The organism is Streptomyces sp. GD-15H (genome assembly GCF_045291515.1).
Taxonomy (GTDB): Bacteria; Actinomycetota; Actinomycetes; order Streptomycetales; family Streptomycetaceae; genus Streptomyces.
The window spans coordinates 5,666,968-5,684,229 of sequence record NZ_CP149447.1; the positions used below are offsets into that span (position 1 = coordinate 5,666,968).

12 protein-coding genes, 1 tRNA gene and 2 pseudogenes are annotated in these 17,262 nt (G+C 72.0%); 10 read left to right on the forward strand and 5 right to left on the reverse strand.

Annotation, left to right across the window (positions count from 1 at the left end):
- Window positions 1–276 precede the first annotated feature (276 nt).
- The 3 genes from WJ438_RS26805 (at window position 277) to WJ438_RS26815 (ending at window position 1,442) form a co-directional block, all read left to right on the forward strand.
- Entirely contained in the window at window positions 277–588 is a 312-nt protein-coding gene (locus WJ438_RS26805; protein WP_406727494.1) for a hypothetical protein, read from the forward strand.
- 152 nt (window positions 589–740) lie between these two features.
- Window positions 741–1,019 (forward strand): hypothetical protein, encoded by a 279-nt coding sequence (locus WJ438_RS26810; protein ID WP_406727495.1) that lies wholly within the window; start codon window positions 741–743, stop codon window positions 1,017–1,019.
- A gap of 147 nt (window positions 1,020–1,166) precedes the next feature.
- Window positions 1,167–1,442, forward strand: a complete 276-nt coding sequence (locus WJ438_RS26815) for a hypothetical protein (protein ID WP_406729821.1) — start codon at window positions 1,167–1,169, stop codon at window positions 1,440–1,442.
- Between the two features lie 506 nt (window positions 1,443–1,948).
- Here the strand turns inward: WJ438_RS26815 and WJ438_RS26820 are convergent.
- Entirely contained in the window at window positions 1,949–3,403 is a 1,455-nt protein-coding gene (locus WJ438_RS26820) for an alpha/beta fold hydrolase (RefSeq protein WP_406727496.1), read from the reverse strand.
- 547 nt (window positions 3,404–3,950) lie between these two features.
- A tRNA-Arg gene (locus tag WJ438_RS26825) sits at window positions 3,951–4,023 on the reverse strand.
- 321 nt (window positions 4,024–4,344) lie between these two features.
- Between WJ438_RS26825 and WJ438_RS26830 the strand changes: the two are divergent.
- From WJ438_RS26830 to WJ438_RS26855, 6 genes and pseudogenes are all read left to right on the forward strand, one after another.
- A pseudogene (locus WJ438_RS26830) lies at window positions 4,345–5,948 on the forward strand (dynamin family protein).
- A gap of 3 nt (window positions 5,949–5,951) precedes the next feature.
- Window positions 5,952–8,609: a single-stranded DNA-binding protein gene (locus WJ438_RS26835; protein WP_406727497.1), complete on the forward strand. Its 2,658-nt coding sequence runs from the start codon at window positions 5,952–5,954 to the stop codon at window positions 8,607–8,609.
- A gap of 283 nt (window positions 8,610–8,892) precedes the next feature.
- Window positions 8,893–10,326, forward strand: coding sequence for a Cys-Gln thioester bond-forming surface protein (locus WJ438_RS26840; protein ID WP_406727498.1), 1,434 nt, complete (start codon window positions 8,893–8,895; stop codon window positions 10,324–10,326).
- 124 nt (window positions 10,327–10,450) lie between these two features.
- Window positions 10,451–12,115 carry an energy-dependent translational throttle protein EttA gene (gene ettA, locus WJ438_RS26845; protein WP_406727499.1) on the forward strand — a complete coding sequence of 555 codons (1,665 nt, stop codon included), beginning with the start codon at window positions 10,451–10,453 and terminating at the stop codon, window positions 12,113–12,115.
- Window positions 12,116–12,119: 4 nt separating this feature from the next.
- Window positions 12,120–12,566 (forward strand): acyl-CoA thioesterase, encoded by a 447-nt coding sequence (locus WJ438_RS26850; protein ID WP_406727500.1) that lies wholly within the window; start codon window positions 12,120–12,122, stop codon window positions 12,564–12,566.
- A pseudogene (locus tag WJ438_RS26855) lies at window positions 12,563–13,266 on the forward strand (hypothetical protein). Before WJ438_RS26850 ends, WJ438_RS26855 begins: the two are co-directional and overlap by 4 nt.
- Before the next feature lie 71 nt (window positions 13,267–13,337).
- Here WJ438_RS26855 and WJ438_RS26860 read toward each other — a convergent pair.
- Together WJ438_RS26860 and WJ438_RS26865 are read right to left on the reverse strand one after the other, a co-directional pair.
- Entirely contained in the window at window positions 13,338–14,303 is a 966-nt protein-coding gene (locus tag WJ438_RS26860) for an ABC transporter ATP-binding protein (protein ID WP_406727501.1), read from the reverse strand.
- Between the two features lie 52 nt (window positions 14,304–14,355).
- Entirely contained in the window at window positions 14,356–15,993 is a 1,638-nt protein-coding gene (locus WJ438_RS26865) for an FtsX-like permease family protein (RefSeq protein WP_406727502.1), read from the reverse strand.
- A gap of 50 nt (window positions 15,994–16,043) precedes the next feature.
- Here WJ438_RS26865 and WJ438_RS26870 point away from each other — a divergent pair, with 50 nt between their 5' ends.
- Window positions 16,044–17,141, forward strand: coding sequence for a hypothetical protein (locus WJ438_RS26870; protein ID WP_406727503.1), 1,098 nt, complete (start codon window positions 16,044–16,046; stop codon window positions 17,139–17,141).
- Here WJ438_RS26870 and WJ438_RS26875 read toward each other — a convergent pair.
- The gene (locus WJ438_RS26875) at window positions 17,074–17,262 is read right to left on the reverse strand and encodes a hypothetical protein (RefSeq protein WP_406727504.1); all 189 of its coding nucleotides are present in this window, start codon (window positions 17,260–17,262) and stop codon (window positions 17,074–17,076) included. The genes WJ438_RS26870 and WJ438_RS26875 overlap by 68 nt on opposite strands.

The window sequence follows — 17,262 nt, forward strand, 5'->3', positions numbered from 1 at the left end:
CCCGGGACCACCCGTTAGAAAAGGGACTTCCCCGGACGAGTAGGGGCTTTCCTCGACGGAAGCCGATTCCCGGTGCCCCGGGCGCGCTCGGGCGGAGGGTGGGTGACGCCCGGTTCGGCTGCCCGGGGTGTGCGGCGGCGCCACCACATGCGTCTCCACAAGAAACTTACGCATTTCGGCGTTTTGGCTACCCAAAGCCACAAAAGCTCGCTTACGTTAACTCCTGCAAGTGACCAGCCCGACACGGGCTGTGTCCACTCGAGAAACGGAGAGGTAATGCGCAAGTACCAGAAGGCCGCGGTCGTCATGGCCATGCTCGGCAGCGTTGGCTTCCTCGGCGCCGGCGTCAGCCACGCCGGTGACGGCCACGAGTTCAAGCTGGGCAACGAGCAGGCCACCACCTGCGCCCAGGACAACTCGAGCAAGGGACTCGTCAACATCGACGACGTCAACGTGGGCGTCGGTGCCCTGCTGGGCTACGGCAAGGCGGAGAGCTACGACACCAACTCCCAGGCCTGCGCCACCAGCTTCAAGCTCGACAACAAGGACTTCAAGCACGACAACAAGCACGACAACAAGCGCCACTGATCACCGTCAAGTGATCTGGGTGGGTCTCGGGGCTCGAAGTCACGTGTGCGAGCCCCGGGCCTGCCCGGCCGGCTGGCCGGTGTGGCCGGGCCAGTCATCCGGAACGACTTAGCCGCTCAGTGGCGGCGAGTCGACCGTCAAGGAAAAGGTAGATGTTCAAGTCGAAGAGGATCGCAGCGGTGGCGGGAGTCCTGGGAGGCTTCGCCCTGATCGGCGTCGGTGCCGTCCAGGCCGTCGGTGCCGAGGACCCGGGCGACTGCGTCAAGGACAGTCAGGGCACCGTTCGCTGCGAGCAGGTGAGGCAGTATCAGCTCCCGCCCGACCGGAGTGGAAAGGTCCACTTCGTCAACGAGTCGACGAAGACCTGCTCCGGCTCGGCCGCCCGGCTCTCCTGCGTGAACAGCGTCGTCGCCGGTGGCGGGAAGTCCTGACGCCTCCGCCGGCGAGGCGCGGTGAGTCCCCTTTCAGAAAAAGCGTGATTCGGCGTTTCCCCTAACAACTGACGCAAAACGTCGCCTAGATTGGCGACTGTCAGTGACGCGTTCAGTACAGAACGTGTCCAGATGAATGGAGAAGTAATGCGCAAGTACCAGAAGGCCGCTGTCGTCATGGCCATGCTCGGCAGCGTCGGTTTCCTCGGCGCCGGTGTCAGCCACGCCGATGACGGCCACGAGTTCAAGCTGGGCAACGAGCAGGCCACGACCTGCGCCCAGGACAACTCCACCAAGGGGCTCATCAACATCGGCGACATCAACGTCGCGGTCGGCATCCTGGGCATCGCCAGCGCGGAGAGCCACGACACCAACTCCCAGGCCTGTGGCACGAGCTTCGCCATCGGCGGCGAGGACCGCTGATCACTGCCAGGTGAACTGGGCAGGCCCGGGGCTCGAACCAGGTGGTCGAGCCCCGGGCCTGCCCCGTTCGTTGACCGGTGTGGCCGGGGCCATGCATCAGGAACGACTCCGTCGTTCGGTCACGGGGTCGACCGTCAAGGAAACAGGTACATGTTCAAGTCGAAGAAGATCGCTGCGGTGGCGGGAGTCCTGGGAGGCTTCGCCCTGATCGGTGCCGGTGCCGTCCAGGCCGTCGGGGCCGAGGGGCCGGCGACTGCGTCAAGGACAGCAGGGGCACCGTTCGCTGCGCGCAGGCGGCCGAGTACGAGGTCACGTCGGAAGAGCACGGAAGGATTCGCGTCGTCAACGACTCGGCGCAGACCTGCTCCGGTGGGGCCGAAGCGTCCTGCACGAACAGCGTCGTCCTCCCGGGCGAGAAGTCCTGACGTCCCGTACAGCGGAAACACTCGTACAGCGGAGAGTGGCCGGGACCCGGCACCGGGTCCCGGCCACTCTCCGTATGTCCGTCATCGGCACGGCGTCGCGCCGATGAGCTCGGCGCCCGGTGACTCCACGGGGCCGCAGTACGGCAGGTCGTCGATGGGGCGGTCGGTGCAGAACCGGCCGATCAGCTCCGACGACTCCTCCCTGCGCTCGACGGTGACCAGGTGGTCCGCCTCCTTGACGGTCGTGAACCGCGCCGCGGGCAGCGTCGCGGCGAGCTCGCGGCCCATCTCGGGGGTGCACAGGGTGTCGTACTCTCCCGTGAACACCAGGGTCGGCACGTCGGGGACGGGCAGCGGCTCGTAGCAGCCGTGCGTCACCAGTCTCGTGTTGTGCTCGACCGCCTTCGTGATCTCGTCCGGCGTCTGGTTCATGAACTGCCGTTGGAGGAGGCGTGTCACGGCCGCGTGCCTGCGGACCTTGCCGGAGCCCGGGTTCGACATGAACAACCGGACCAGTCCGCCGACGGCCGCTTCGGTATCGCCCCGTTCGAGCGCGTGCGACAGGCGTGGTACGGCGTCGGTGTAGATCGCGGGGAGGCGCTTCGCCGCGCCGCAGAAGACGATGCGGCGGACGAACCCGGGATGCAGCTGCGCGAAGCGGAGGCCGACCACTTCGCCGAAGCAGCCGCCGAAGAGATTCACCTGCGGCATCCCGGTTTCCACCAGCATGTGCTTGACCGCGGCGGCGAGGAAGTCGATGCCGTACCGGGCGGGCAGGAAGTCCGCGCTGCCGTATCCCGGAAGATCCACGGTGATCACCGTGCACAGCGGAGCCAGCCACTTCTCGTGTGCCTGCCAGGAGTACCGGTCCTGGGACGAGCCGCCGAGCAGCAGCAACGGCGCCGTTCGCGGAGCGCTCTGACGGACGACACGGCACCCGTACGCGAAACCCTCGAAACTGAGGCTCCGCTCCTCCACCTGCTCCGACGGCTTCGGCGATGGAGGAGTGGACGCCTGGCGCTGTGCGTTCAGCGAGACCTGGGCGGTGGTGAGGACAGTGCGCATGGACGGCTCCGGAAACAGGGGAATGACGGCGAACCGGTCCATGATTACCAGCAATCGTGCCTTTTGTCCGTAATCATTCATTTGTGGGCGATCCTGGTAATGAGGTATGAACGGCCCGAACGGCGCCGAGGGGCTCCCCCGGCTGCCCGGTCGGGTGGACGTGACGGGGCGGTGGCGCACGTTCACCGTGGCCGAGGGATCGTCGCCGTTCAGCAGTTCGAGCCGGACGGGGGCGCCGCCGGGACGGTCGAGCAGCCGGATCCCGTCGCCCAGCAGCACCGGCGCGACATGCAGGTCCGCCTCGTCGACCAGCCCGCGTTCCAGCAGTTGCCGGCCGATGGAGGGCGGGAAGACCTCGAGGTTCTTGCCGCCGGCGGCCTCCAGCCCGATCCGGACCGCGTCGGCGACGTCGCAGCTGAGGAACGTCGCGCCGTCGGCGGGCTGCGCGTCCTGCGGGTGAGGGGTGAGCACGGACACCGGCCCCCGCCGCGCGCCCCGTGGATCATGCCGACGTCGGGGTGGGAGTCCCAGCCGTCCCGGCCTCCCGGAACGGCGCCTGTGCTCTCCGCGTACTCCTCGATGAGCCCGGGGCGGGACGAGAACCCGGTCATCCAGTCCACCGTGCGCCCCGGTCCCGCCACGAACCCGTCCAGCGACATGGTGAAGTGCAGGAGCGCCCTGCCCCGGGCCGTCTGCCGTTCCGGATCCGCCGATGAGGGGCGGCCCTGCGCGGCGTCGGCGCTCCACGGGGCCCGTGGGGTGGGGGTGAGCAGTGCTCTCTGCCGCCGTGTGGCCGTTCCCGGCCTCACCCTCATGGGCTGCCGCGGGCCCGGAAAACCATCGGGGCCGCGGCCTCGGGTGCGCGCCGCGCGCGGACGGGGTGCATGGACGGGCCGGGAGCGTAGCGGCGGGCGTGGGCCCCGCCGTGGCGGACGAGCCATCGGCCCGGGCGGGCGAGAGGCCCGCCGCAAATGCTCTCGCGGCGGGCTGAGAAACGCCCTGACCTGCGTAAATGCAGCGCCCCCGGCAGGACTCGAACCTGCGGCCAAGCGCTTAGAAGGCGCCTGCTCTATCCACTGAGCTACGGGGGCCCGGGTGTGGTGGCCTCTGTCGCGGTGCCCGGGTGTGGCGGGTTCCCGACGTTGCCGGGGACAAGGATAGGGCTCCCGCGTCCTTGCCCCTGTCGCTTCGCCTCCGTGGCTCGATGTGGAGGTTCAGTGAAGCGGTCCCGATAATCGCAGGCGGGTACGAATCACGCACCGCTTTCGACCTCTCGCGCGCCGGGTGTTGTGCACTCGTTATGCCTCGGCGGTACCCGCGTCCCAGTCATCCCTTCCGTCCCTTGTGTCTGATCGGCGCGCAGGCATGCCCATATGCTTCAGAATTCCCCTGAAATTGGGCATTCTTCGCATGTGGTGACCTTGGACGTACGGCCTCAGCTGCTCGACGCACTTTCCGCCCTGCGCGACCGTGTCGCCGCCGCACGCTTCCCGCTGCCCCTGGCGGGGGCCCCACGCGCGCGTGCCAACCGCGACGAACTGCTCGCGCAGCTCGACGACTATCTGGTGCCCCGCCTGAGAGAGCCCGGAGCGCCGTTGCTGGCCGTCATCGGAGGATCCACCGGGGCGGGCAAGTCCACCCTGGTGAACTCTCTCGTGGGGCGGCGGGTCAGCGAGGCGGGGGTGCTGCGCCCGACGACACGCACACCGGTGCTTGTCTGCCATCCGGAGGACCACCACTGGTTCAGCGGAATGCGGGTGCTGCCCGACCTCACACGCGTGTGGGTGCCCCAACGGGAGGCCGAGGACCACCTGCTCCCCGGCGAGAACCCCGCGCGCGTGCTGCGCATCGAGACCGTCGACAGCCTCCCGCCCGGCCTCGCCCTGCTCGACGCACCCGACATCGACTCCCTCGTCTCCGACAACCGCGTCCTCGCCGCCGAACTCATCTGCGCCGCGGACATCTGGGTCATGGTCACCACCGCCGCCCGCTACGCCGACGCCGTCCCCTGGCACATGCTGCGCGCCGCCAAGGAGTACGACGTCAGCCTCGTGACCGTCCTGGACCGGGTGCCCCACCAGGTCGTGTCCGAGGTGTCGCGGCAGTACGGCGCCCTGCTCGCCAAGGCAGGGCTCGGCCACGTACCGCGCTTCACCGTGCCGGAGCTCCCCGAGTCGGCCTGGGGCGGCGGGCTGCTGCCGGCCTCCGCCGTGGCGTCGCTGCGGACCTGGCTCGTCCACCAGACGCAGGACCCCGCCGCCCGCGAGCACGTCATGGCGCGGACCGCCCACGGCGTCCTCGACTCCCTCAAGTCCCGCATGCCGGAACTCGCCGGTGCCGCCGCCGCGCAGCACGCCGCCGCGCTGCGGCTCACCTCCGTCGTCGAGGGGGCGTACGAGAGCGAGCACGCGCGGCTGCGCGGTCGGCTGCAGGCCGGAAGCGTGCTCGCCGGCGACGCGCTCAAGCGGTGGCGCGCCTTCCCGCTCGACTGCACTCCCGTTGAACTCCTCGACACCCTCGTGGAGAGCCTGGGCGCCCTGCTGCTGTGCGCCGTCGCCGCCGCCGACGAGCGGATCGACACCGCCTGGCGGCGCGAACCGGCAGCGGGTGCACCGGAGTTCACCGAACGTGACGGGACGGTGGAGGGCGTCGAGCACCGGATCGGGCTGGCCGTACGGCGATGGCGGCGCGAACTGGAGGAGTACGCCGAGGAAGAGGTGCGCGAACTCGACCGCGGTGTCGCGCCCGATCCCGAGACGGTCGCCGCCCTGGTCGCCACGGCGTTGCTGAGCGGACGCCGGGCGCGGACCGCGGGGAGAAGCTCGCCGAACGACTCGGCGCGCACGGGGCGTTGCGGCTGCGCGACCGGGGCGGGCGGCTGCTCCTCGAATACGTGGATCGGATCATGCACACCGAACGCGAGCGCCGGCTCGCGCCGCTCGACGCGCTCGAGGTGCATCCCGAGCCCCAGGCCGAACTCATCGCCGCGTTGTCCGTACTGCAGAAGGAGAGGTGACCGGTGACCGCCGTCACTGACCAGGACCACACCGAGCACCCTGAGCGCTCCGCGCGTTCGGATCATTCCGAGCGGGCCGGGCGGTCGGGGTGTTCCGATCGCCCGGACGGCGGGTCCGGTTCCCCCGAGGCCGAGGACGAAAAGGACGAGTACGGGGACGACGAGTACGAGGAGGACGAGGCCGAGTACGAGGAGGGCGAGGCCGAGTACGAGGAGGGCGGCGACGGGGTGCTCCCGGAGGAGCCGGACTCACAGGCCCCCTGGGGCGACGGGCTGATCGCGCGCCGGGTGACCGAGACCGCCGGGATCGAGCGGTTCACCGTGCGGGAGACCCGCAAGCCCGCGCCGCAGGCCGTGGCCCCCCTGGCGTACGACCCGCCGCTGCTCTCGCGGCTGGACGCGCTGCGCGAGCTGGTGGGACTGTCCCGGGCCCGGCTCGACAGCCGCACGCTGGCCGAGGCGGGCCGGGTCCTCGACGAGGCCGCCGCGCGACGCCGGCTCTCCGGGCAGCACACCGTGGTCGCCCTCGCGGGTGCGACGGGCAGTGGCAAGTCGCAGCTGTTCAACACGCTGGCCGGAGTCGCCATCTCGGAGACCGGCGTGCGGCGGCCGACCACCGCCGCGCCCATCGCGTGCAGCTGGAGCGACGGCGCCGCGAGCCTCATCGAACGGCTCGGCATCCCGCCCCGGTTGCGCCGCCGCCCCCTGCAGGCGACGGCGGACGCGGACGACCGACTGCGCGGACTCGTCCTCATCGATCTGCCGGACCACGACTCGGCGGCCGTACAGCACCGCGAACAGGTGGACCGGGTACTGGCCATGGTCGACGCGGTCATCTGGGTCGTCGACCCGGAGAAGTACGCCGACGCGATGTTGCACGAGCGCTATCTGCGGCCCATGGCGGCCCACGCGGAGGTCATGTTCGTCGTCCTCAACCAGATCGACAGGCTCCCCGGGGAGGCCGCCGATCAGGTCCTGGACGATCTGCGACGACTGCTCGACGAGGACGGCATCGCCCTGGGCGAGTACGGAGAACCCGGTACGACGGTGCTCGCACTGTCCGCGCTCACCGGCGACGGGGTCGACGAACTGCGGGAGGCGCTCGGTCAGTTCGTGGCCGAACGCGGAGCCGCGGGCCGCCGTATCGGCGCGGACGTCGACATCGCCGCCGCCCGGCTGTGGCCCGTCTACGCCAACCGCCGCTGGGCCGGGCTGAGCGAGGAGGCGAGGGAGGAGTTCTCGGACCGGCTCGCGGACGCCGTGGGCGCCGGCGCGGCGGGTGAGGCGGCCGAACGCGCGTGGCTGCGCAACGCCAACCGCGCGTGCGGCACCCCGTGGCTGCGGCTGTGGCGCTGGTGCCAGGGCCGGAGCGGGCCGCCCACCGGGAAGTTCCCGCAGCGGACGCAGCCCGACCAGGAGGTCACGGCCCGGCAGCGGGTGGAGCAGGCGGTGCGCACGGTGTCCGACCGTGCCTCGGACGGCCTGCCCGCGCCGTGGGCGCAGGCGGTGCGCGAGGCGGCCGTACGGGGCTCCCAGGGGCTGCCCGAGGCGCTGGACGTCCTCGCCGTGCGCGCGGGCCTGCCGCCGGGGCGGCCGCCGCGGCCCGGATGGTGGCCGGTGGCCGTACTCGCCCAGGCGTCCATGACGATCCTCCAGTTCGTCGGCGGACTGTGGCTGCTGGGCCAGATCATCGGGTTCATGTCACCGAACCTGGGGGTGCCGGTGCTGCTGATGGTGATCGGCATCGTCGGCGGGCCGCTCATCGAGTGGAGCTGCCGGATGGCCGCCCGCGGTCCGGCCCGGCGGCACGGTCTGGAGGCCGAGAGACGGTTGCGGGAGGCGGCCGCGGGGTGCGGACGCGCCCGCGTCCTGGACCCGGTGGCGGCGGAGCTGCTGCGGTACCGGGAGGTACGGGAGCAGTACGGGCGGGTGGTGGGGACGGGTGCCGGGGGAACTGAGGCGCCCGGCGCCGCCACTCGTCCGGGTGGCGGAGTTCTCCACAGTGCGGTGGTGGTCCACAGGCTTCAGCGGGCCCGGCCCGAAGGCGGCAGTCTGACTCGCATCCGTACGGGACGGGCCCGTACGTGCATCCGTCCGGCGCCGGTGCCGGCGTCCGGGCGGGGGGAGGCAGGCACGATGAACGAGACGATGATCTGCGCGGTGGGCAACGTGGCGACGCGGCCGGTGTACCGGGAGACGGCGTCCGGACCGGTGGCGAGGTTCCGGCTGGCGGTCACCTCTCGGTACTGGAACCGGGAGAAGGGCACGTGGGCGGACGGGCACACCAACTTCTTCACGGTGTGGGCCAACCGGCAGCTCGCCGTCAACACCATGGCCTCGCTGTCGGTGGGCGAACCCGTGCTCGTGCGAGGGCGGCTGAAGGTGCGTACGGAGGCACGCGAGGGGCAGCAGGGCTGGACTTCGGCGGACATCGACGCGGTGGCGATCGGCCACGATCTGGCCCGGGGCACGTCGGCGTTCCGGCGCTCGGGCCGGCCGGAGCAGCAGCAGACCTCCCCGGCCGGCCGGAGCCCACCTGGGAGAGCGGGCCGGGCGGCACGGCCGCCGCCGGCGAGCGAGCCGAGGAGGCCGAAGTGGCGGGCACAATCGACGGGTCCGGGACCGTCGCCACCCAACGAGTACCGGAACCGGCCATGGTGACGTGATGTCACCGGTCGGGCCCCGGCGGTGCGGCTGACCGAAGTGCGGCTTATCAGTTATTGAATGCGGAACGGTCCCGGGTGGATTTGTCGACAAGCTCTGTTCGTGCCCGCGCCGGCGATAACGATTCCGATTCGGATCATGCCTCCGACCTGATCACCGACAGGCGTGCTTCGCGCCGTACTTAGGATGCCGGGCATGGCTCCCGGGGTTCTCGGGGCCGGTAAATCTGCTGGTGGGGCCCGTCCCCCGCGTCAACGGGTCCCGCTCGGAGGGGAAATCGGTGTTTGCAGCGTTCTCTGCGTTGTCTGCGTGCTCTGCGTTGTCCGCGCCCCGGCGTACGACGGTGACCCGTCTCGCCGCCGGGACGCTGGTGTCCGGATTCGTCGCCGCCGGGGTGCTGGCCGGCGCCGGGACGGCCGCCGCCACCGCCGGGGCGGCGCGCGGTGAGGGCGGGGCGGCCGCGACGGTGGAGGGCCTGAAGACGTACGGCGAGGCCGTCATCCAGGGCGCCGCCGGGGACCAGCGGGTGTCGGCGGGACTGTTCGAGATGTCCGTCGAGGGCGGCGGCATGCTGCAGACGTACTGCGTCGACATCCACACCCCCACGCAGACGGACGCGAAGTACTACGAGACCGCGTGGAACGGGACCTCGCTGGGCGCCAACGAGGACGCCGGCCGGATCCGCTGGATCCTGCGCAACTCCTACCCCCAGGTGAACGACCTCGCGGCGCTCGCCAACCGGGCGGGCGTCCGGGGCCAGCTCACCGAGCAGGACGCGGCGGCCGGTACGCAGGTGGCGATCTGGCGTTACTCCGACGACGTGGACGTGGACGCCGTGGACCCCCAGGCGGAGCAGCTCGCGGACTACCTGGAGAAGAGCGCGCGGAACCAGCCGGAGCCGAGGGCGTCGCTGACCCTGGAGCCGCCGGCCGTCTCCGGCCGTCCGGGTGAGCTGCTCGGCCCGGTGACGGTGCGCACGGACGCGGACAGCGTGACGGTGTCACCGCCGGCGGACGCCGCCACGAGCGGGGTGCGGATCGTCGACCGGGACGGCGAGCCCGTCACCACGGCGACGGACGGCAGCGAGGTGTTCTTCGGGATACCCGAGGACGCGCCGGCGGACACGGTCGAGCTGACCGCGCAGGCCTCGACCACCGTGCCGGTCGGCCGGGCCTTCGCCTCCGACAGCCGCAGCCAGACCCAGATCTTGGCCGGCTCCAGCACCTCGACGGTCTCCGCGACGGCGAGCGCGACCTGGGCGGAGCAGGGTGCGATACCGGCCGTGTCCGCCCGGACGAACTGCGCCGAAGGCGGTGTCGACGTCACCGCCGCCAATCAGGACGACGAGCCCTTCACCTTCGCACTCGCGGAGCGCGAGTACACCGTCGAGCCGGGCGAGTCCCGCACGGTGACGGTTCCGCTGGCCGAGGACCGAACGTACGACTTCACGGTCCGGGGCTCGGACGGCTTCGAGAAGCGGTTCACCGGCCTGCTCGACTGCAGGACCCGGGCCGCCGAGACCGGTGTGGACGTCCACACCCTCGGCGGGCCCACCCCCGCCCCCCTCGGCGGCACGGCCACCGACGTCAACCTCGCCGAGACCGGCGCCTCGGGCATCACCCCCTGGATCGTCGGCACCGCCATCACCCTGGTCGTCCTCGGCGGAACGGCCCTGGTCATCGCCCGCCGACGCGAGACGACCCGGGAGAGCTGAACACAGCCTCGTGAAACCCCAGGTCAGAGGTGCCGGACCGGACGGGTTTCCCCCGGGGGTGGCGGTCGGGCAAGATGGGGTGTATCTGCCCACTGCCTGATTTCAAGCTGCCGGACGGTTTCTCTTGGCTGAGTTCATTTACACCATGCGCAAGGCGCGCAAAGCGCACGGCGACAAGGTGATCCTCGACGACGTCACCCTGAGCTTCTACCCGGGGGCGAAGATCGGTGTCGTCGGTCCGAACGGTGCCGGTAAATCGACCGTTCTGAAGATCATGGCGGGTCTGGAGCAGCCGTCCAACGGTGACGCCTTCCTCACCCCCGGCTACACCGTGGGCATCCTCCTCCAGGAGCCCCCGCTGAGCGAGGACAAGACCGTCCTGGAGAACGTCCAGGAGGGTGTGGCCGAGGTCAAGGGCAAGCTCGACCGGTTCAACGAGATCGCCGAGCAGATGGCGACCGAGTACACCGACGAGCTCATGGACGAGATGGGCAAGCTGCAGGAGCAGCTCGACCACTCCAACGCCTGGGACCTCGACGCCCAGCTCGAGCAGGCCATGGACGCCCTGGGCTGCCCGCCCGGCGACTGGCCCGTCGCCAACCTCTCCGGTGGTGAGAAGCGCCGCGTGGCGCTCTGCAAGCTGCTGCTCGAGGCGCCCGACCTGCTGCTCCTCGACGAGCCCACCAACCACCTCGACGCCGAGTCCGTGAACTGGCTGGAGCAGCACCTCGCCAAGTACGAGGGCACCGTCGTCGCCGTCACCCACGACCGGTACTTCCTGGACAACGTCGCCGGGTGGATCTGCGAGGTGGACCGCGGACGTCTGCACGGCTACGAGGGCAACTACTCCAAGTACCTCGAGACCAAGGCCGCCCGTCTCAAGGTCGAGGGCGCCAAGGACGCCAAGCGGCAGAAGCGCCTCAAGGACGAGCTCGAGTGGGTGCGGTCCAACGCCAAGGGACGCCAGGCCAAGTCCAAGGCGCGTCTCGCCAGGTACGAGGAGATGGCCGCCGAGGCCGACAAGATGCGGAAGCTGGACTTCGAGGAGATCCAGATCCCGCCGGGCCCGCGGCTGGGCAGTGTCGTCGTCGAGGTGAACAACCTCAGCAAGGGCTTCGGCGACAAGCTCCTGATCGACGACCTCAGCTTCACGCTGCCGCGCAACGGCATCGTCGGCATCATCGGTCCCAACGGCGCCGGCAAGACCACGCTGTTCAAGATGATCCAGGGCCTCGAGGAGCCCGACTCCGGGGCGATCAAGGTCGGCGACACCGTCAAGATCTCCTACGTGGACCAGACCCGCGCGAACATCGACCCCAAGAAGACGCTGTGGGCCGTCGTCTCCGACGAGCTGGACTACATCAACGTGGGCCAGGTCGAGATGCCCTCGCGCGCCTACGTCTCCGCCTTCGGGTTCAAGGGGCCGGACCAGCAGAAGCCCGCCGGTGTCCTCTCCGGCGGTGAGCGCAACCGGCTGAACCTCGCGCTCACCCTCAAGCAGGGCGGCAACCTGCTGCTCCTCGACGAGCCGACCAACGACCTCGACGTCGAGACGCTGTCGAGCCTGGAGAACGCGCTGCTCGAGTTCCCGGGGTGCGCCGTGGTCATCTCCCACGACCGGTGGTTCCTGGACCGCGTCGCCACGCACATCCTCGCCTACGAGGGCGAGTCCAGGTGGTTCTGGTTCGAGGGCAACTTCGAGTCGTACGAGAAGAACAAGACCGAGCGGCTCGGCCCGGACGCCACCCGCCCGCACCGCGCCACCTACAAGAAGCTGACCCGGGGCTGATCTCTTGCGGCACATCTACCGCTGCCCGCTGCGCTGGGCGGACATGGACGCGTACGGCCACGTCAACAACGTGGTCTTCCTCCGCTACCTGGAGGAAGCCCGTATCGACTTCCTGTTCCGCCCGGACAAGGACTTCCAGCAGGGGTCCGTGGTGGCACGTCATGAGATCGACTACAAGCGGCAACTCGTCCACCGGCACGCGCCCGTGGACATCGAGCTGTGGGTCACGGAGATCCGGGCGGCGTCCTTCACCCTCACCTACGAGGTGAAGGACGGCGACCAGCTCTACGTCCGGGCCTCCACGGTGATCGTGCCGTTCGACTTCGACGCCCAGCGTCCGCGCCGTATCACCCAGGAGGAGAAGGAGTTCCTCCAGGAGTACACGGACGGCGGGGACGACGGCGCCGACCGCGGCGCCGACGCCGATCAGGAGGAGGCCGTCGCGGCATGACGGTGCTCCACCTCGCCGACGAGGGGGAGGCGGCGGACCTCGCGGCCTTCCTCTCCCGGCTGCTCCACTACGACCGGGCGGCCGCAGTGCGCCTCCAGGCGTCGGGCACCGCACTGGCCGTGTTCGGCCGCCCGCCCTCCTTCGAGGTGCTGGCGATCCGCGCCGTGCGGCTGGCCAAGCCGTACGAGAACGGGCTGGACGTCACCCTGGACGTGACCGTGTCCGCCGGTGAGTTGCTGGAATCGGTGGACGAGGCCGCCGCCACCGCCACGGTGCCGGGCGCGGTGACCGGGCCGCCGTGGGCCGGCGTGCTGCCCCCGCGCGGGGGCTGGCAGGCCGAACCGGGGCTGCCCGCACCGGATGCCCTGCGTGCGCTCGTCGCCGCCGCGGTCGCCGAATTCCGGGCGCGTACCGAGGAGTTGACCGCCGAGTCGCGCACCCGGGCCGAACTCGACCGGATCGGGCGGGAGATCTGGTCCCGCAGGGTCGGCCGGACCGACCTCCCGGTGCGGGCCGTGCACGCGGCCCAGTCACTGGGCTTCCTGCGGGCCCTCGAGTCTGCCGGTGCGGGCAGGGGGAGAGCGCGGACGGCGCGCCGGTGCTGCTCGTCTCCGGTGCGTGGCTTCGGCTGCGGACACCGTACGGGTCCATCGCGCTGCGGCGGGCGGGGCTCGGGGCGCTCGGCCTCAGCGTGCGCTGAGGCGACGCAAGCCGGTCGCGGCCGGTTCCCGGCCCGTGCCTCTCGGCGCCCTTCGCTCCCTCTCGGTTCCCTCAGTCCCGCTCACCGTCGTCCGGGCGGACGGCTATGTGGTCCGGTTCCAGTTCCAGGGCGACGCGGTCGCGCATGCCCAGGGTCCGGGTGTACTCGGCGGGGAGCTGGAGTCGGCCGGCGCGGTCGAGCATGGCGTACTCGCGGGCCACGACGGTCTCGTGACCGGTGGCGGCGTCGACCTCGCTGCGGCGCAGGACCTCGGTGGAGGTGCGGCCGTCGCGGATGGCGACCGTGCGGCGGACCTCGCTCGCCACCGCCTGGTCGTGGGTGACGATCACGATGGTCGTACCGAGCCGCTCGTTCGCGGTGCGGAACGCGGCGAAGACCTGTTCCGCGGTGTGCGAGTCCAGTTCCCCGGTCGGCTCGTCGGCGAGCAGTACCGACGGATCGTTGGCGAGGGCCACGGCGAGGGCGACGCGCTGCTGCTGGCCGCCGGACATCTGGTGCGGGCGGCGGTCACGGCAGTCGGCGACCTCCAGCAACTCCAGCAGTTCCACGACGCGTTCGGCGCGGGCCCGGCGGGCGGACCGGCCCCGGGCGGCGGCGCGCAGCCGCATCGGCAGGGCGACGTTCTGCGCCGAGGTCAGATACGGCAGCAGGTTGCGGGAGGTCTGCTGCCAGACGAAGCCGACGACCTCGCGGCGGTAGGCGAGGCGGTCCTTCGAGGTCATCGCGAGCAGGTCGCGGCCCGCGACCCGGGCCGCGCCGGCGGTGGGGGTGTCCAGGCCGGCCAGGATGTTCATGAGGGTCGACTTGCCGCTGCCGGACGCGCCCACGAGAGCCATCAACTCACCCTCGCGCACGAGGAGGTCGAGGCCCTGCAGGGCCTGCACCTCCACGCCGTCCGCGGTGAAGACCCGGACGAGACGGTCACAGGTGATGAGCGCGTCATGGCCGAAGGCGGGACGCTCGCGGTCGGCGGTGACACGGTGGGCCAGATCGGCCAGCGTGGGGTTCGTCGTCATCGTGCGGCATCTCCTGGAAGGGACCGGGTCCGTCGGGAGGGGGGCGGTACGGTCATCGGGCGTCACCCACCCGCAGTTCACGCACCGAGCCCCGGCGCCCCGTCCACCACGCCTGCGCCACCGCGATGCCGACGGTGAGCAGGACGACCACCAGCGCCGGCACCAGCAGCGACACCGGGTCGGTGCGCAGCGCGGCCCGTCCCGCCCCGGACACTGTGGCGGGTACGGCCATCGTCGTGAGGTCGATGCCGGGGGAGAGCAGCCGGATGGTGGCCCAGGCCGTGAGGGTGCCGCCGGCCGCCGCGAGCAGGGCCTGCGGCAGGGACTCCAGGACGAGCAGGCGGCGGCCCTGCGCGCGGGTGAGGCCCATGGTGCGCAGCCGGGCGAGCAGCGCGGCGCGGTCGGGGGCGGCACGTACGAGGGTCAGCAGCAGGGCGAGGACGGCGTATCCGGCGCCGGCCGCCACCGCCACCGCCGCCGCGTAGACGCGCTCGGCGCCGGACTGGAGTGGCGAGTCGACGTATCCGGCGCGTACCTCGGCGAGGAGCTGCACCGGTGTCGCGCCGCCGACCGCCCGTCGCAGCGCGGCCCCGTCCGTCCGGTCGCCGGTCACCAGCAGCGCGGTCGGGCGGGCGGCGCGGGCGGTGAGCCCGGAGCGGTCCACGACCAGGAACTCCTCGCCGACGACGGCCGGGGTCCGCTCCCGCACCTGCGCGATCCGCACGGTGACCGAGCTGCCGTCCTCCATGCGCACCGGGAACGGCCGGGTGCCGTGGCGTTCGGCGACCGACGGGGAGGCCACGGCGGGCAGTGTCTTCGAACCGGGCGCCGCGCGCAGCACCTCCGGGTCGAAGGCGCCGACGCCGGTGTGCCGGGTGAGGGCCGCGTAGCCGGCCGGGTCGACGCCGGTCACCGGGGTCGACAGCCTGTCGTCCCGGGGGTGGGCGGAGTAGGCGATGCTCACCGGGGTGACGTCCCGCACGCCGGGCACGCGGCGGACCGCGCCGGGCAGGTCGGCCGGGAGCACGTGGAGCGACTCGACGCGGGCGTCGGCGCCGACCGTGAGCAGGGCGGCGCGGTCCCGGGTGTCGGCCACGCCGCTGAGCACGGAACCGCCGAAGGCGGCGGTGGTGAGCGCGGTCAGCAGGCCCAGCAGGGGCAGTACCGCGGAGCCGGAGGCACGGCCCGCGCGGGCCAGCGACAGAGGGCCGACCACGCCTCGCAGCCGCCCCGCCGGACGGGCCAGGCCGCGCAACGGCAGCGGGTACAGCCGCACCAGCACCAGCGCGGCGATCGTCGCCACCAGCACCGGGGCCAGCGACACCAGCTGATCGCCCGACGCGCTCGCCCCGTTCGACGTGCCGCGGGTGCGCAGGGCGACGACGGCGCCCACCGCCAGGGCGAGCAGCGTGAGTTCGGCGACCGTGCGGCGCCGTGAGGGACGGGCCGAGGCGACGTCCTCGCGAGCGGCGTGGACGCGTACCGAGCGGTGCGCGACGACCGCCCGCAGCGGGAGGGCCAGGCAGGCGAGGCCGGCGACCGCGCCGGCGGCCGCCACCGCGTACACCGGCCGGGCCTCGCGGACCGCGAGCCACGCGGCCGCCAGTCCCAGGGCGGCCGCCGGCACCGCGACCACCGCCGTCTCGGCCAGCAGGCCAGGCCACGCCGCGCAGGGAACCGCCGCGGGCACGCAGCAGCGTGAGTTCCGCGCGGCGCCGGTCGGCGGCGAGGCCGCCCGCCATGAGCAGGACGACGACGGCGACCGCGCCGGTGCCGAAGGCGGCGACGGCCACCATCGGGCCGAGGGCGGAGCGCAGCCGCGCGTACTCGGTGAGCACGTCGTCCAGTTCGGTGTGCGCCGTGAGCTCGGGGGTGGTGGCCGCGCGCGCCCGCTGGAGCACCGGCCCGGACTCCATCGCCGCGACGGCGGACTTCAGCCGGGGCACCTCGTGGCCGTGCAGATCGGTGACCGGCGGTGCTCAGCAGGGCCGGGGCCGCGTCCGGCGGCAGCAGCAGCGCGCCCCGCCAGAACTGCCGGAGTTCGGGGTCGCCGGCGAGGACGGTCAGGTACGGGGTGCGCAGCACGGGATCGGCCGACCAGTACGCGCCCCGGGGCTCACGCGGCTCGACGACGCCGGTGATCCGCACCTGGAGCGGGGCGCGTTCCACACCGGGGAAACGCAGGACGGACCCCACCTCGATGTTCAGGTCCCGGGCCGTCTCGGTGGTGACGGCGCCCTCCACCCGTGTCGTCGCCGCGGTCACGGTGTCCGGGGCCCGTGGCAGCCGGCCTTCGCGCAGCTCGGAATGGCCGCCGAGGGCGTCCTGCGCGAAGAGGTGGAGCTGCGCGGGCAGCCCGTCCGGCCGGGGCAGCCAGGGTTCCCGCATCTGCTGCGGTTCGGAGGTGCGCACACCGGAGGAGGACTGGTCCCGGTCGGGGGAGAGGGGCCCCGTGGCCAGGGAGAGGATCGTGGACCGGTACCCGCGCACCGCGTCCCCGCGTACGCCCGCCTCCCGCTCCTCCTGGGGCAGGCCGACACCGGGCGGCGGCGCGACCAGCTGCACGACGGTGCGGTCGGGTCCGGCCGCCTCCATCGCCCGGTGCAGACCCGCGTCCTGGTACCGGTCGACCTCGCGCGGCAGTACGGCGGCCAGGAACGCGGTCACCGCGACCAGCACCGCCAGGGCCAGCGCGGTGCCGGGAGCGGCACGCAGCCGGGTACGCACCCAGGGGGCGCCCACCCGCGAGCCCCGGGACCGGTCGGTCACCTCACTCACCTCCCCGTTCCCGCAGTGACGTCACCGGGTCGGCCCGGCGCAGCGCCAGTACGGCCGTGACCAGCAGCGGGACGACGGTCACGGCGGCCAGCAGAACGGCCACCCGTCCCACGGGCAGTTCCACCAGGACCTCCGGCACCGGGCGGGCCGCCTCGGAGGTCAGCATGATCAGCGGGATCAC

What these genes read in the sequence shown, in the direction of transcription:
- WJ438_RS26805 (WP_406727494.1), top strand. Translation starts at nt 277, where the DNA reads ATGCGCAAGTACCAGAAGGCCGCGGTCGTCATGGCCATGCTCGGCAGC.
- WJ438_RS26810 (WP_406727495.1), top strand. Translation starts at nt 741, where the DNA reads ATGTTCAAGTCGAAGAGGATCGCAGCGGTGGCGGGAGTCCTGGGAGGC.
- WJ438_RS26815 (WP_406729821.1), top strand. Translation starts at nt 1,167, where the DNA reads ATGCGCAAGTACCAGAAGGCCGCTGTCGTCATGGCCATGCTCGGCAGC.
- WJ438_RS26860 (WP_406727501.1), bottom strand. Translation starts at nt 14,303, where the DNA reads ATGACGACGAACCCCACGCTGGCCGATCTGGCCCACCGTGTCACCGCC.
- WJ438_RS26870 (WP_406727503.1), top strand. Translation starts at nt 16,044, where the DNA reads ATGAGCAGGACGACGACGGCGACCGCGCCGGTGCCGAAGGCGGCGACG.